The sequence below is a fragment of the Streptomyces altiplanensis genome, from assembly GCF_053591575.1.
In genome coordinates this window covers 1-15022 of the sequence record NZ_JBSFUB010000090.1, presented here as the reverse complement: position 1 = coordinate 15022, position 15022 = coordinate 1, and the positions used below count along the sequence as shown (strand labels likewise).

Here is a 15022-nt window from a genome sequence, read left to right as displayed (position 1 = left end):
TCCGACCGACGTGAGCAGCACCCCGGTCCCGCCGTACGGCCAGTCGCCGCTGAGCGTGGTCCAAGTCCTCGGCGGCGACAGCGCGGGCAGCAGCGCGCACGTCAGGTCGCTGGCCGCGGGGCTCGTCGCGCATGGCCTGCGGGTGGCGGTCTGCGCTCCCGCGGGGGTCGAGGCCCCGTACGACTTCGGTGGTTCGGGGGCGAGTTTCGTCCCCGTGCCGCGGCGCAGCGATCCCGTGGCCGTGGCGGCGCTGCGGGCGGCCTGCGCCGGGGCGGACCTCGTGCACGCCCATGGGCTGCACGCCGCCGTGCGCAGTGCGCTGGCGCTGAAGGGGCGGCGGATCCCCCTCGTGGTCACCTGGCACACCCGGGCGGACGCCGACGGTCCGCGCGGTCCCGTGGTGCGGCTGCTGGAGCGCAGGGCCGCCAGGGCGGCCGCGGTCGTGCTGGGCACGTCGTCCGACCTGGTCGCCCGGGCCCGCAGCCGGGGTGCGCGTGACGCGCGGCTCGCGCCGGTCACCGTGCCCGCGCCGCGTCCGCCCGTGAACGCGACCGAGAGCAAGGCGCGCGCGGAACTCGGCGCCGTGGAAAGGCCGTTGGTCATGGCCGTCGGAAGCCTCGTGCGCGGCCGGGGGTACGAGGCCCTCCTCGACGCCGCCCGGGCCTGGCGCGACCTCGACCCCGCGCCCCTCCTGGTCGTCGCGGGCGAGGGGCGCGAGCGTGGCGCCCTCCAGCGGCGTATCGAGGACGAATCGCTGCCCGTCCGGCTCATCGGCCGCCGTGACGACATCGGCGAGCTTCTCGCCGCCGCCGATGTCGCGGTGCTCGCCAGCCGGTGGGAGGCGCGTTCCGTGCTCGCCCAGGAAGCACTGCGCTGCGGCGTGCCGCTCGTCGCCACAGCGGTCGGCGGGGTGCCGGAGCTGGTCGGCGACGCCGCCGAACTCGTCCCGTACGGGGACAGCGAGGCGCTCGCGGGAGCGGTCGTCCGGCTGCTGGCCGACCCCGCGCGACGGCGGTGGCTGGCCGAGGCGGGCAGGGTGCAGGCCGCGACCTGGCCGACCGAGGACGAGACCGTGGCGCAAGTGCTCAGCGTGTACGACGAGTTGACCGGCCAGGGTTAGCCGGACGGGGTGGTGCCCTGGACCGTGTGGCGACGGGCGCGCAGGGCGAGACTCAGGGCCAGGACCGTCTGGGGGTCGTCCAGGTCCGTGCCGAGGAGCTCGGAGATGCGGGCCAGGCGGTTGTAGAGGGTCTGGCGGTTCAGATGCAGCTCGCGGGCCGTCTCCGCCTTGCGGCCCGCGTGCGCGAGATACGTCTGCAACGTGGGCAGCAGGGGCGGGCGGGACGTCCGGTCGTGGTCGCGGAGCGGGCCGATCGCCCGGTCCACGAAGGCCGCCAGGTCCGGATGGTCGCGCAGGCGCCACAGCAGCAGGTCGATGTCGAGACGCCGGGCGTCGTACCAGGGGCGGTCGGAGAGCCCCTGGGCGGCCGTGGCCGTCTCCGCCGCGTGCCGCAGGCCCGCGGACGCCGCCGCCCAGCTGCCCGCGACGCCGACGACCACGACCGGGGAGTGGCCGCCCGCGCGCTCCAGGCCGGCCCGCTGCACCCCGGCGCGCAGCGCGGCGGCCACCCGGTCGGCGACCGCCGTACGTTCCGATTCGGAGCGCAGGCCGAGCAGCAGCGGTACGCGGCCTTCCACGGGGCGTACGCCGAGGAGGACCGGCACGCCGACAGCCGAGAGCTCTTCCAGGACGGCCCGCGCCAGCACCGCCCAGTTGCCGGCCGGCGCCAGCTCGGCCGCGAGCCGCATCACCACCGGCAGCAGCGGCCCCTCGCCCGGTTTGAAGCCGAGCACCCTGGCCTGCGCGGGCGCGTCCTCGGCCGCGATGCGGCCCTCCGCCAGGTCCGTCAGGAAGTCACCGCGCCCACGCGCGGCGAGCTCCTCCTCCTGGCGCGCCTGCATCAGGACGACCGCGAGGATCCCGGCCGCCCGCTCGGCCGCGATCCGGTGGACGGGCAGAAGGGGCGACACGACCGCGAGCAGGGCGATCCTGGCCCTCACCGCCCCCGCGCCGTGGCCGCCGCCCGGTACGTCCACCAGCACGCCGTTCGCGGGCGGGCCCGCCTCGCGCGTCTCCCGCTGACCGCGCAGGCCCTCCCACACTTGGAGGGGGTCCGCGCACGCCTCGCCCGATCCGGGCGCCGCCGCGTACAGCAGCTGCCCGTCCGCCGTCTCTAGGAAGACCGGATTGGCGGTGAAGTCCGCGAGGATGCCGAGGACCTGGGGGATGCCGCCCCCGCCGAGCAGCGCCTCCGTACAGCGCCGGTGGACCTCCTCGGCGCGCCGCAGAAGGGTGTAGTGGCCGTTGACGATCTCGGTGTGGACCTCTTCGGTCACGGACACGAACGGCACCTCGCGGTGCAGCTGCACGAGCGGCAGCCCGGCCGTCCGCGCGGTCTCCACGATCGTCGAAGGCAGCCGGCTGAAGCGCGGGCCCAGCTCCACCACCAGCGCCGCGATACCGCGGTCCGCGAGGCGGCGTACGAAGGCGCGCTGCTCGGCGGGGCGCGTACCGAGCCCGAGGCCGGTCGTCAGGAGCAGCTCGCCGCCCTTGAGCAGCGAGGCGATGTTCGGCACCTCGCCCGCGTGCACCCAGCGCACCGTGCGGTTCAGCCGGTCGGCGCCGGCGACGACCTCGGGAAGTCCGCCGCGGAGCCCCGGCAGCTCCAGCGCCCGCTGCACGGTGATGCCGCCTTGCGTTTCCACTGAGATGTACCTCGTGACGTCGTTCCTGCCGTGCCCCGGGAAGGCACCGCATCCGGTGGACGCTACCCGCGTGTCCGTTCCGGGAACATCCCCCCGCGGTCACGAGACACACCGCGTGGTCCCGCGGGCCGACAAGTCGTCGCCCCCGCACGGCTTTTGAGTGACCCGGTGTCGATTGTGGCCTGCGTCACCCGGGCCGAGACTGTCGCCCCCGTACACAGAGAGAGGGCGCGGCATGTCTGACGAACCCGTACGTGAGGTCCAGCGGCTCAAGGCGAACTCCGTCGGACTGGTCGGTGTGGTCTTCATGGCGGTCGCCACCGCGGCGCCGATCACCGCGATGACCGGAAACCTCCCCATCGCCGTGGGTTTCGGCAACGGCACGGGTGCCCCCGCCGGCTATCTCTTCGCGACCCTCGTCCTGACCGTCTTCTCGGTCGGATACGTCGCCATGGCCAGGCGCATCACCGCCGCGGGCGCCTTCTACGGCTACATCTCGCACGGCCTCGGCCGCATCGCCGGCATGGCGTCCGGGATGCTCGCCGTCCTCGCGTACATCGTCTTCGAGGCCTCGATCGTCGGCATCTTCGCCTACTTCGGGCAGACGACCGTCGCCGACCAGCTCGGTGTCGGCATTCCCTGGATCGTGTACGCCGCCGGAATGCTCGCCGTGACCGGCGTCCTCGCGCACTTCGACATCAACATCACCGCCAAGGCCCTCGGCGTCATGCTCGTCGCCGAGATCGCCGTGCTCTTCGCCGTCGCCACCGCCGTGCTGCTCGCGGGCGGCGGCCCGGACGGCATCCCCGTGGAACCCGTCAACCCCGTGAACGCCTTCACCGGCACGTCGGCCGGGCTCGGTCTCTTCTTCGCCTTCTGGTCGTGGGTCGGCTTCGAGTCGACCGCGATGTACGGCGAGGAGTCCCGCGACCCGAAGCGCGTCATCCCGCGCGCGACCCTGATCTCGGTGATCGGCGTGGGCCTCTTCTACATCTACGTCTCCTGGATGACGATCGCCGGCAACGGCCTCGACGGCGCGGTCGAGGTCTCGTCCTCCGCCGCCCCGCTCGACCTCTTCTTCGACCCGGCGCGGGCGTTCATCGGCGCCTGGGCCGTCGACGCCTTCCAGTGGCTGCTGCTCACCGGTTCGTTCGCCTGCGGCATGGCGTTCCACCAGTGCGCCTCGCGCTACCTCTACGCGATCGGCCGCGAGGGCTTCCTGCACCCCGCCCTCGGCCGTACGCACCCCGCGCACGGATCGCCGTACATCGCGTCGTACGTCCAGTCCGCCGTCGCCACGCTCCTGGTCGCGGCCTTCTGGCTGGCCGGCGAGGACCCGTACATCCACCTGTACACGCTGCTGGCGATCCTCGGCACGATGGCGATCCTCGTCGTCCAGACGCTCTGCTCGTTCGCGGTGATCGGCTACTTCCGCAAGAACCACCCGGAGGACCGGCACTGGTTCAGGACCTTCACCGCTCCGCTGCTCGGCGGCATCGGCATGATCGCCGTCGTCGTACTGCTCGTGATCAACATGGAGACCGCGGCCGGACTCGCCGCCGACTCCCTCTTCTTCGAGCTGATCCCGTGGATCGTCGGCCTGGTCTTCTCCGGCGGCCTCGGACTCGGTTTCCACCTCAGGGCCAAGCGGCCCGACCGCTACGCGGTCATCGGCCGGATCGTCCTCGAGGACGCGGCCGAGCGCACCGACGACAGCGAGACCGGTCAGCCGGCCGCGACCGTCTGAGGAGCGCTCCCGCGTCCCGTACGCACGCGGTGCGCGGACCGGGCGCCGGGCGGCGCGGGCGAAGGGAGCCCGCGCCGCCCGGAAGCGACCGGTGGGCCGGCCCGGTCAGCCGCCGTACGCACCACTGGCCGTCAGCCGCAGTGCCGTGTCGATCAGCGGCACGTGGCTGAAGGCCTGCGGGAAGTTGCCGACCTGGCGCTGCAGCCGGGAGTCCCACTCCTCGGCCAGCAGCCCGAGGTCGTTGCGCAGCCCCAGCAGCTTCTCGAAGAGATCGCGCGCCTCGTCGACCCGGCCGATCATCGCCAGGTCGTCGGCCAGCCAGAACGAGCACGCCAGGAACGCGCCCTCGTCACCCGCGAGACCGTCCACGCCCGCGTCCTCGCCCGCGGTCGGGTAGCGCAGTACGAAACCGTCCTCCGTGGACAGCTCGCGCTGGATCGCCTCGATCGTGCCGATGACCCGCTTGTCGTCGGGCGGCAGGAAACCCACCTGCGGAATGAGCAGCAGGGAGGCGTCCAGCTCCTTCGACCCGTACGACTGGGTGAAGGTGTTGCGCTCCGGGTCGTAGCCCTTCTCGCACACCGTGCGGTGGATCTCGTCGCGCAGTTCGCGCCACTTCTCGATCGGGCCGTCCGCGTCGCCCATCTCGATCAGCTTGATGGTCCGGTCCACGGCGACCCAGGCCATCACCTTGGAGTGCACGAAGTGACGGCGCGGGCCGCGCACCTCCCAGATGCCCTCGTCCGGCTGGTCCCAGTGGGTCTCCAGGTAGCGGATCAGCTTGAGCTGGAGCAGCGAGGCGTAGTCGTTGCGCGCCAGACCCGTCATGTGGGCCAGGTGCAGCGCCTCCGTGACCTCTCCGTACACATCGAGCTGCAACTGGTGCGCGGCGCCGTTGCCGACCCGTACGGGGGTCGAGTTCTCGTAGCCCGGCAGCCAGTCCAGCTCGGCCTCGCCCAGCTCCCGCTCACCCGCGATCCCGTACATGATCTGGAGGTTCTCCGGGTCGCCCGCGACCGCCCGCAGCAGCCACTCGCGCCAGGCGCGCGCCTCTTCGCGGTAGCCGGTGCGCAGCAGCGACGACAGCGTGATCGCGGCGTCCCGCAGCCAGGTGTAGCGGTAGTCCCAGTTGCGTACGCCGCCGATCTCCTCCGGCAGCGACGTCGTCGGCGCGGCGACGATGCCGCCGGTCGGGGCGTACGTCAGCGCCTTCAGGGTGATCAGCGAGCGGACCACGGGCTCGCGGTAGGGCCCGTGGTACGTGCACTGCTCGACCCAGTCGCGCCAGAAGTCGGCGGTCGCCTCCAGCGCGGCCTCGGGCTCCGGCAGCGGCGGCTCCTCCTTGTGCGAGGGCTGCCAGCTGAGGGTGAAGGCGATCCGCTCACCGGGCGAGACGGTGAAGTCGGAGTACGTCGTGAGGTCCTCGCCGTGCGTTTCGGCGTCGGTGTCGAGCCACACCGAGTCGGGCCCGGCGACGGCGACCGTCCGCGCCTCGACCTTGTGGACCCAGGGCACCACACGGCCGTAACTGAAACGCATCCGCAGCGCGGAGCGCATCCGCACCCGGCCGCTGACGCCCTCGACGATCCGGATCAGCTGGGGCGCGCCGTCGCGCGGCGGCATGAAATCGGTCACCTTGACCGTGCCGCGCGGGGTGTCCCACTCCGATTCGAGGATCAGGGAGTCCCCGCGGTAGCGGCGGCGGTCGGCCGCCGGCGGGCCGGCCTCGGCCGCGTGCGCGGGGCCGATCCGCCAGAATCCGTGTTCCTCGGTGCCGAGGATCCCGGCAAAAATGGCGTGTGAGTCGAAGCGCGGGAGACACAGCCAGTCGACCGTGCCGTCCCTGCAGACCAGCGCCGCTGTCTGCATGTCTCCGATGAGTGCGTAGTCCTCGATGCGCCCGGCCACGTTGCAATCTCCAGTCGAACGGCCACGTCCGCCCTCTAAGGGGCACTTGCGGTCAGGGGATTCTCGACGAGCTCTTGGTCCCGGGAGCGGGCGATGATGGTGCCTTCGCCGGCCGGCTCGCAGCGATGTATCAGAGCAGGATACGTCGCGTCCAAGTGCTCTGCGCGACGGTACCGGCAACACCGGTCGGCCGAACGGGCGAGCCAAGGGTGAGTCGCCGGTCGCGGACGATGCGGCGTGTGGCCGGAAGCGGCCTCCTTCCGTCGCTGATACCCTGGTACCCCGTGGACCGGTGGCCAGTCTGTGAGATTCAGGGGCCCCGAAACCGCAGCGACGGCACCACCCGCACTCCGGGCCGGCAGCCGGTACGCACCTCACCTCGCGACCACGGGAGCCCCCTCTTGGCGATGCCGCCCAAATCCATGACGACCAAGCACATCTTCGTCACCGGGGGTGTCGCCTCCTCCCTCGGTAAGGGCCTGACGGCCTCCAGCCTGGGTGCGCTGCTCAAGGCGCGGGGCCTTCGGGTCACGATGCAGAAGCTCGACCCCTACCTCAACGTCGACCCCGGCACGATGAACCCCTTCCAGCACGGTGAGGTGTTCGTCACCAACGACGGCGCCGAGACCGACCTGGACATCGGCCACTACGAGCGCTTCCTCGACGTCGACCTCGACGGCTCGGCCAACGTCACCACCGGCCAGGTCTACTCGCAGGTCATCGCCAAGGAGCGGCGCGGCGAGTACCTCGGCGACACCGTCCAGGTCATCCCGCACATCACCAACGAGATCAAGCACCGCATCCGGCGCATGGCGACCGACGACGTCGACGTCGTCATCACCGAGGTCGGCGGCACGGTCGGTGACATCGAGTCGCTGCCGTTCCTGGAGACGGTCCGCCAGGTCCGCCACGAGGTCGGCCGCGACAACGTCTTCGTCGTGCACATCTCGCTGCTGCCCTACATCGGCCCGTCCGGTGAGCTGAAGACCAAGCCGACGCAGCACTCGGTCGCGGCGCTGCGCAACATCGGTATCCAGCCGGACGCCATCGTGCTGCGCGCCGACCGCGAGGTGCCGCTGTCCATCAAGCGCAAGATCTCGCTGATGTGCGACGTCGACGAGGCCGCCGTGGTCGCCGCGATCGACGCCAAGTCGATCTACGACATCCCGAAGGTGCTGCACACCGAGGGCCTGGACGCGTACGTCGTCCGCAAGCTGGACCTGCCGTTCCGCGACGTGAACTGGACCCAGTGGGAGGACCTGCTGGACCGCGTCCACAACCCCGACCACGAGGTCACGGTCGCGCTCGTCGGCAAGTACATCGACCTGCCCGACGCCTACCTGTCGGTGACCGAGGCCATGCGCGCCGGCGGCTTCGCCAACAAGGCCCGCGTCAAGGTCAAGTGGGTCACCTCCGACGACTGCAAGACGCAGGCGGCCGCCGAGAAGCAGCTCGGGGACGTCGACGCGATCGTCATCCCCGGCGGTTTCGGCGAGCGCGGCGTCAACGGCAAGGTCGGCGCCATCCAGTACGCCCGCGAGAACAGGATCCCGCTGCTCGGCCTCTGCCTGGGCCTCCAGTGCATCGTCGTCGAGGCGGCGCGCAACCTGGCGGGCATCGCGGACGCCAACTCCACCGAGTTCGACGCGGCGACCGCCCACCCGGTGATCTCCACCATGGAGGAGCAGCTCGCGTACGTCGAGGGCGCGGGCGACCTGGGCGGCACCATGCGCCTGGGCCTGTACCCGGCGAAGCTCGCCGAGGGCTCGATCGTCCGTGAGGTCTACGGCGACCAGCCCTACGTCGACGAGCGCCACCGCCACCGCTACGAGGTGAACAACGCCTACCGCGCGGAGCTGGAGAAGAAGACGGGCATCGTCTTCTCCGGCACGTCCCCGGACAACAAGCTCGTCGAGTACGTCGAGTACCCGCGCGAGGTGCACCCCTACCTGGTCGCCACCCAGGCGCACCCCGAGCTCCGCTCCCGCCCGACCCGCCCGCACCCGCTCTTCGCGGGCCTGGTGAAGGCGGCCGTGGAGCGCAAGACCGGCAAGACCGGCAAGTAGGCGCAAGAGATACGGTTGCCGGGGTACGGGCCTTTCGGGCCCGTACCCCGGCTTTCTGCTTTCTGCTTTGGGAGGACGTTTCATGGCCATCAAGGACACCCCCGAGGAGTGGCAGGTCACCGCGACCGTGGTTCCCTTCACGGGCAACAAGACGAGTGTCCGCACCGACGACGTGGTCATGCCCGACGGCACCGTGGTACGCCGCGACTACCAGGTCCACCCCGGTTCCGTGGCGGTCCTGGCCCTCGACGACGACGACCGCGTCCTGCTCATCCGCCAGTACCGGCACCCCGTGCGCCAGCGGCTCTGGGAGATCCCGGCGGGCCTGCTCGACGTACCCGGCGAGAATCCGCTGAGCGCCGCTCAGCGCGAGCTCTACGAAGAGGCACACGTCAAGGCCGAGGACTGGCGGGTGCTGGCCGACATCTACCCCACGCCGGGAGGATGCGACGAGGCCGTACGGATCTTCTTCGCCAGCGGTCTCTCCGAGGCCGAGGGCGAGCGCTTCCTGGTCGAGGAGGAGGAGGCGGACATGGAGCACGCGCGGGTCCCGCTCCCGGAGCTCGTGCGGGGCGTGCTGGCCGGGGACCTGCACAACACCTGCCTGGTGACGGGCGTTCTCGCGCTGACGGCCGCGCTCGCCGGTGACGGGGTCGACGCGCTCCGCCCGGCCGGCACGCCGTGGCCGGCGCGCCCCTTCGACGCCTAGACCGGCCTGCGGGACTTCTTCGTCCCCGCCCCGCCCCGCCATGCCCCCGAACCGGGGCGGGGAGTGAAAATCTGCTGATCCGATCGGGGGACGCCCTCGCCGCGCTCCGCACGGTCCGTAGCAGAGAGTGAACTACGCTCGAAGTTCCCGGCCGCAGACGCGGACGGGCTTGTGCGCAGGCGGACGGGAGCGTGGCCCGTGACGGATCAGGCGGTGGACACCAGCGGCACGGCGGCGGGTTCCGCGGCAGGGCGGGCGACGGGCGAGTTCTTCGGCAGAGCGCGCGAGCTGAAGGAGCTGCGGGCCGACATCGAGCGGGCCGGGCTCGACACCCTCGCCGGCCGCAAGGCGCCGGGGGCGCGCGTGCTGCTGATCGCGGGGCGCCCGGGTTCCGGGCGCACCGCCCTCGCCGGGGAACTCACCGCGAGCCTCGCCGGCGACTACCCCGGCGGCGTGCTGCGTGCCCGGCTGACCGACCCGGGCGGCGAGCGCGTGCCCACCGAGCGCACGGCCCGCGCGCTGCTCGACGACCTCCGGATCGCCGCCCCGCCCGGGGCCGGGGACGACGAGCTGTCCGAGCTGGTGCGCGAGGCGCTCGCGGTACGACGTGTCCTGCTGGTCCTCGACGACGCCGCCGACGCCGAGCAGGTCGATCCGCTGCTGCCCGACAACCCGGACTGCCTGGTCGTGGCCACGGCCCGGGGCCCGCTCACCGGTATCCCCGGCGTCCGGCCCTGCACGATCGGCGGCCTGGACACCGGCTCCGCCGTCGAGTTCCTGGCCCGCTCCACGGGGGCGGTCAGGATCACCGTCGACCCCACGGCGGCCCACACGCTCGCCGAGGAGTGCGGGGGGCAGCCCGCCGCGCTGGCGCTGATCGGCGGCTGGCTCGCGGCCAGCCCCAAGGCGTCGGTCTCCGACGTGACCAAGCGGCTGCACGACATCCCGGTCGATCCCGCGCAGCCCACCGGGGCCAGGCCGCTCGCCCGCGCCTTCCGGTTCGTGTACGAGTCGCTGCCGCAGCCCACGGCGCGGATGCTGCGCCTGCTCGCCCTGGCGCCCGCCGGTCTCGTGGACGCGCACACCGCCTCCGCGCTGGCCGGCTGCTCGGTCTCCGGCGCCCAGACGGCACTGGACGACTTCGTCGCGCTCGGCCTGCTGAGGAGGCAGACGGGCCGGGAGCGGGAGACCGGCCCGCAGTACGGGGTGCCCGGCTGCCTCGCGCCCATGATGAAGGCGCTGATGGAGGACCTGGACCGGCCCGCCGAGGTGCAGCTGGCCCGGGCCAGGATGCTGGAGCGGACCGTACGCCGGCTCCAGTCCTGCCGGGCGGTCACCGAGCCCGACGGTTCCCCGGCCCGCAAGAAGCTGTCGGGGCTGCCGCGCGCGCTGCGCTTCCCCAACGTCCCGGCCGCCGCCGAGTGGCTGCGGGTCCGGCAGCCCGCGCTGCTCGCCTCCGCCAGGGTCGCGGTGGAGGACGGTGAACTCGACACCCTGGCGCGCCGGCTGGTGGCCGCGTTGGTGCGGGCGCTGGTGGCGCACCGGGGCCCCGAAGCCGCGGCCCCCGAGCTGTACGGGCTGCACCGGCTCGTACTCGATGTGGCCGAGCGGTGCGGTCTGCACCGCGAACAGGCCGCCGCGCTGCTGAACCTCGCCGACCTGGACGCGCGGACCGGACGCACGCAGGAGGCGCTGACGCGCTACCGGGCGGCGCTGGACGCGGGCCGGGCGGCCGGCGACCCGTACGCGACGGGCCGCGCGATGGAATCCGTAGGGGGGACATATCAGGAATTGGGCGACTGGTCACGCGCCTCCGACTGGTACGGCCGGGCGCTCGAACAGCGGCTGACGCGCGGAGAGCACGCCGACGCGGCGCGGCTGTACGGGCGGCTCGGGACCGTACACACCTATGCGGGCCGTTACGGCGAGGCGCTGCGCAACTGGCGGGCTTCGGCGGCGGGGCACCGCAGGGCCGGCGATCTGCCGGGTCACGCGCGGGCGTTGAGCGAAGTCGCGCGGGTGCAGGAGTACGCGGGCCGGCCCGAGGAATCGCTGCGCACGTGCCGCGAGGCCGTCGAGTGGGCGCGCCGGGCCGACGACGTGCGGCTGCACGCGGCGCTGGAGCTGAGGCTCGCGGACACGCTCGACAGGCTGGGGGACCCGGCGGCCGCGCGGCTGCACAGGGCCACTGCGGAAAGACTGCTTGAAGAAGAGGGTTCTGCCTACGAAATCCGCAGTGGTTCGCTGGGAGATTGATGCTTTGTAAGGCTAGACAGCTGGAAATCCTTCATTAGACTGGCTCTGCCGCGTCATATTGCGGTGTTCCCCGGGTGTGCCGTGCGTACCTGGGTATGTATGGCATTGACCCCTTTATTCCCCTGAGCCAAGGACCGTGATCGACGTGAAGGTCGGCATCCCCCGCGAGGTCAAGAACAACGAGTTCCGGGTGGCCATCACCCCCGCCGGAGTGCACGAGCTGGTGCGCCACGGCCACCAGGTCTTCGTCGAGCAGAACGCCGGCGCCGGATCCTCGATCACGGACGGCGAGTACGTCGCCGCCGGTGCGCAGATCCTGGCCACCGCGGACGAGGTCTGGGCCACCGCTGACCTGCTGCTGAAGGTCAAGGAGCCCATCGCCGAGGAGTACCACCGCCTCCGCAAGGACCAGACGCTCTTCACCTACCTGCACCTCGCCGCCTCCCGCGAGTGCACGGACGCCCTGCTGGAGTCCGGCACCACGGCGATCGCGTACGAGACGGTGGAGACCGCGAACCGCGCCCTGCCGCTGCTCGCCCCGATGTCCGAGGTCGCGGGCCGGCTGGCCCCGCAGGTCGGCGCGTACCACCTGATGCGCTCGGTCGGCGGCCGCGGCGTGCTGCCGGGCGGCGTCCCGGGTACGGCGGCCGGCGAGGCCGTCGTCATCGGCGGCGGCGTCTCCGGCTGGAACGCCACCCAGATCGCCGTCGGCATGGGCTTCCACGTGACCCTGCTCGACCGTGACATCAACAAGCTGCGCGAGGCCGACAAGGTCTTCGGCACCAAGGTGAAGACGATCGTCTCCAACGCCTACGAGCTGGAGAAGGCCGTCGTCGAGGCCGACCTCGTCATCGGCGCCGTGCTCATCCCCGGCGCGAAGGCCCCGAAGCTCGTCACCAACGAGCTCGTCGCCAAGATGAAGCCCGGAAGTGTTCTTGTCGACATCGCGATCGACCAGGGCGGCTGCTTCGAGGACTCGCACCCGACGACGCACGCCGAGCCGACGTTCAACGTCCACAACTCGGTCTTCTACTGCGTCGCCAACATGCCGGGCGCCGTCCCGAACACCTCGACGTACGCGCTGACGAACGCCACGCTGCCGTACATCGTGGAGCTCGCGAACCGCGGCTGGGTCGAGGCGCTGCGCCGCGACGCCGCCCTCGCCAAGGGTCTCAACACCCATGACGGCCAGGTGGTTTACCGCGAGGTCGCCGAGGCCCACGAGCTGCCGCACGTCGAGCTGGGCACGCTCCTCGCCTGACGCGTCAACAAAAGTCGTCAACCTCACGCATCCGGCCGGACCTTGTCGACAAGGTCCGGCCGGATGCGTGTCCGGCTGCGTTCGAGGACTTGTTCAACTCGCCGCGAACGTAACACTTTAACCGTTTCGCGACCCTGTGAAACGCGTGGCCCGTGCCCCGGTTTGCCGCCCGCGCACCCTTGACACAGGGGTGTTCCATTGCCGACACATCGGGCCGGGTCCGGCGGATTGTGTTGCTGCGGACCGGTGACACGCCATAGAGTCGCCAATCGTCGGCATGGTGCCACGCTGACCTATCGATAAGTTTCCTGGTCACGTCCAAGGAGGTAAGACGACTTGTGAATGAGTCGACATTTACTCCCGGGGGTGGTCAACCAGGGATGCCTGCGCGGAGCCAGGACCCGTCGGGGCTCCAGGCTGTCGGCTCCGTCGCTGTCCGCACCTTCGCCACCCATCAGCACATGACGACAGCCCACCAGAGCATGGACGGCCTACACGTGAACGCCATGGCCGGCGACCAGAGTGGGGACAAGTCCACCACCCGTTTCGCCGACTTCGACGAGGTGCCCGAGGGGCACTTCTACGATCCCGACGCAGAGTACGAGCCCGACCCCGAGTACGCGGCCACCCTCGCCCCCGACGCTGCCCGCCAGCGCCGCGAGCGCATCGGCCCGACCGGACGGCCGCTGCCGTACTTCCCGATCCCGGGCCCGCTGACCGACCACGGCCCCGCGAAGATCATCGCCATGTGCAACCAGAAGGGCGGCGTCGGCAAGACGACGTCCACGATCAATCTGGGTGCGGCCCTCGCGGAGTACGGCCGACGGGTCCTGCTCGTCGACTTCGACCCGCAGGGAGCCCTGTCGGTCGGGCTCGGCGTGAACCCGATGGAGCTCGACCTCACGGTCTACAACCTGCTCATGGAGCGGGGCATGTCGGCCGACGAGGTCCTCCTGAAGACCGCGGTGCCCAACATGGACCTGCTGCCGAGCAATATCGACTTGTCGGCGGCCGAGGTCCAGCTGGTCAGCGAGGTGGCCCGCGAGTCGACACTTCAGCGGGCACTCAAGCCGCTGATGGCCGACTACGACTACATCGTGATCGACTGCCAGCCCTCGCTCGGTCTGCTCACCGTGAACGCCCTGACGGCGGCCCACAAGGTGATAGTGCCGCTCGAGTGCGAGTTCTTCGCGCTGCGGGGCGTGGCCCTGCTGACCGAGACGATCGAGAAGGTCCAGGAGCGGCTCAACCCCGACCTGGAGCTCGACGGCATCCTCGCCACGATGTACGACTCCCGCACGGTGCACAGCCGTGAGGTGCTGGCGCGGGTCGTCGAGGCCTTCGACGAGCACGTCTACCACACGGTGATCGGGCGTACGGTCCGCTTCCCGGAGACCACGGTCGCCGGTGAGCCGATCACGACGTACGCCTCCAACTCGGTCGGTGCGGCCGCTTATCGCCAGCTCGCCAGGGAGGTGCTCGCCCGGTGTCACGCCGAGTGAGTCTGCCGGGGGCCGACGAACTGTTCCGCACGACCGGGGGGATGGCGCTTCAGTCGTCGTCCCCGCGCCGCCCGCCCGCGGGCGGCGAGGCGCGTGTGCCCGGTCCCGCGGCGGAGAGCGACCCCACGACGGCGGCCGAGCAGTCCGAGGGCGCGCCGCCCCGGGGCTCTGCCGGCTCCGGCTCCGGTGACGCGGCTGAGCACACCGCCGCCGACGCGGAGGCCGGCGGGCACCGCAGCCGGGCCGTGGAGGGCGACCAGGCGGCCGCTGCCGCCGCCAAGGCCCGCCGCGCGCCGGAGGGCCAGCCGGCCTCGCAGCAGCCCTCCCAGCAGCGTTCTGCGGCCCCTGCCACGGGCGCCCAGCCGCGGCGCCGGGGCGGACGCGGGGCGAACCGCCGTCCCAGCGGCCGCGAACGGCACGACGAGAAGATCACGGTCTACGTCTCGGCCGAGGAACTGATGGACCTGGAGCACGCGCGGCTGGTGCTGCGCGGTGAGCACGGGCTTGCCGTCGACCGCGGCCGGATCGTGCGGGAAGCGGTCGCCGTCGTACTCGCGGACCTGGAGTCGCGCGGCGACGCGAGCATTCTCGTACGGCGCCTGCGCGGCCGCTGACCGTACCGGAGGTAGCCTGCGCTGCCCCTGCTTCTTTTCCCGCACCTGGACCCGCGATGCCGCCCACCGACGTCCCCGCCCAGCCCGCCAGGGCCCCACGCCGCAGCCTGGGGCGCGGGCCGGGATCGGCGCCGAGCTGGGCGTCTCCCAGATGCAGGTCTCCCGCCTCCTCAGCCGCACCCTGGCCAAGCTC

At 71.8% G+C, this 15022-nt stretch carries 10 protein-coding genes and 1 pseudogene; 9 read left to right on the top strand and 2 right to left on the bottom strand.

Going from position 1 to position 15022, the window contains the following annotated elements; genetic code table 11:
- Positions 1-10 precede the first annotated feature (10 nt).
- On the top strand, positions 11-1120 hold the full coding sequence (locus ACWD0Y_RS28920) for a glycosyltransferase family 4 protein (protein ID WP_450263271.1): 1110 nt from the start codon (positions 11-13) through the stop codon (positions 1118-1120).
- Here the strand turns inward: ACWD0Y_RS28920 and ACWD0Y_RS28915 are convergent.
- Positions 1117-2766 (bottom strand): PucR family transcriptional regulator, encoded by a 1650-nt coding sequence (locus tag ACWD0Y_RS28915; RefSeq protein WP_450263270.1) that lies wholly within the window; start codon positions 2764-2766, stop codon positions 1117-1119. The genes ACWD0Y_RS28920 and ACWD0Y_RS28915 overlap by 4 nt on opposite strands.
- 235 nt (positions 2767-3001) lie before the next feature.
- On the opposite strand from ACWD0Y_RS28915, the gene ACWD0Y_RS28910 reads away from it, so the two are divergent.
- Positions 3002-4513 carry an APC family permease gene (locus ACWD0Y_RS28910; protein ID WP_450263269.1) on the top strand — a complete coding sequence of 504 codons (1512 nt, stop codon included), beginning with the start codon at positions 3002-3004 and terminating at the stop codon, positions 4511-4513.
- 105 nt (positions 4514-4618) lie between these two features.
- Here the strand turns inward: ACWD0Y_RS28910 and ACWD0Y_RS28905 are convergent, their stop codons facing one another.
- The gene (locus ACWD0Y_RS28905) at positions 4619-6421 is read right to left on the bottom strand and encodes a glycoside hydrolase family 15 protein (protein ID WP_450263268.1); all 1803 of its coding nucleotides are present in this window, start codon (positions 6419-6421) and stop codon (positions 4619-4621) included.
- Between the two features lie 407 nt (positions 6422-6828).
- Between ACWD0Y_RS28905 and ACWD0Y_RS28900 the strand changes: the two genes are divergently transcribed.
- From ACWD0Y_RS28900 to ACWD0Y_RS28870, 7 genes and pseudogenes are all read left to right on the top strand, one after another.
- The gene (locus ACWD0Y_RS28900; RefSeq protein ID WP_450263267.1) at positions 6829-8487 is read left to right on the top strand and encodes a CTP synthase; all 1659 of its coding nucleotides are present in this window, start codon (positions 6829-6831) and stop codon (positions 8485-8487) included.
- A gap of 82 nt (positions 8488-8569) precedes the next feature.
- On the top strand, positions 8570-9196 hold the full coding sequence (locus ACWD0Y_RS28895; protein WP_093801523.1) for an NUDIX domain-containing protein: 627 nt from the start codon (positions 8570-8572) through the stop codon (positions 9194-9196).
- Between the two features lie 198 nt (positions 9197-9394).
- Positions 9395-11452 carry a tetratricopeptide repeat protein gene (locus ACWD0Y_RS28890; protein WP_450263266.1) on the top strand — a complete coding sequence of 686 codons (2058 nt, stop codon included), beginning with the start codon at positions 9395-9397 and terminating at the stop codon, positions 11450-11452.
- A gap of 145 nt (positions 11453-11597) precedes the next feature.
- Positions 11598-12713, top strand: coding sequence for an alanine dehydrogenase (gene ald, locus ACWD0Y_RS28885; protein ID WP_093803636.1), 1116 nt, complete (start codon positions 11598-11600; stop codon positions 12711-12713).
- 380 nt (positions 12714-13093) lie between these two features.
- A complete protein-coding gene (locus ACWD0Y_RS28880) occupies positions 13094-14215 on the top strand; it encodes a ParA family protein (RefSeq protein WP_450263265.1) in 1122 nt (373 codons plus the stop codon).
- Positions 14200-14829 carry a hypothetical protein gene (locus ACWD0Y_RS28875; RefSeq protein ID WP_450263264.1) on the top strand — a complete coding sequence of 210 codons (630 nt, stop codon included), beginning with the start codon at positions 14200-14202 and terminating at the stop codon, positions 14827-14829. The genes ACWD0Y_RS28880 and ACWD0Y_RS28875 overlap by 16 nt, the downstream gene beginning before the upstream one ends.
- Positions 14830-14944: 115 nt before the next feature.
- Positions 14945-15022 (top strand): annotated as a pseudogene (locus ACWD0Y_RS28870) (sigma factor-like helix-turn-helix DNA-binding protein); the annotation flags it as partial.

Coding starts and splice junctions, on each gene's coding strand:
- ACWD0Y_RS28910 (WP_450263269.1), top strand. CDS start 3,002: ATGTCTGACGAACCCGTACGTGAGGTCCAGCGGCTCAAGGCGAACTCC.
- ACWD0Y_RS28900 (WP_450263267.1), top strand. CDS start 6,829: ATGCCGCCCAAATCCATGACGACCAAGCACATCTTCGTCACCGGGGGT.
- ACWD0Y_RS28895 (WP_093801523.1), top strand. CDS start 8,570: ATGGCCATCAAGGACACCCCCGAGGAGTGGCAGGTCACCGCGACCGTG.
- ACWD0Y_RS28880 (WP_450263265.1), top strand. CDS start 13,094: ATGCCTGCGCGGAGCCAGGACCCGTCGGGGCTCCAGGCTGTCGGCTCC.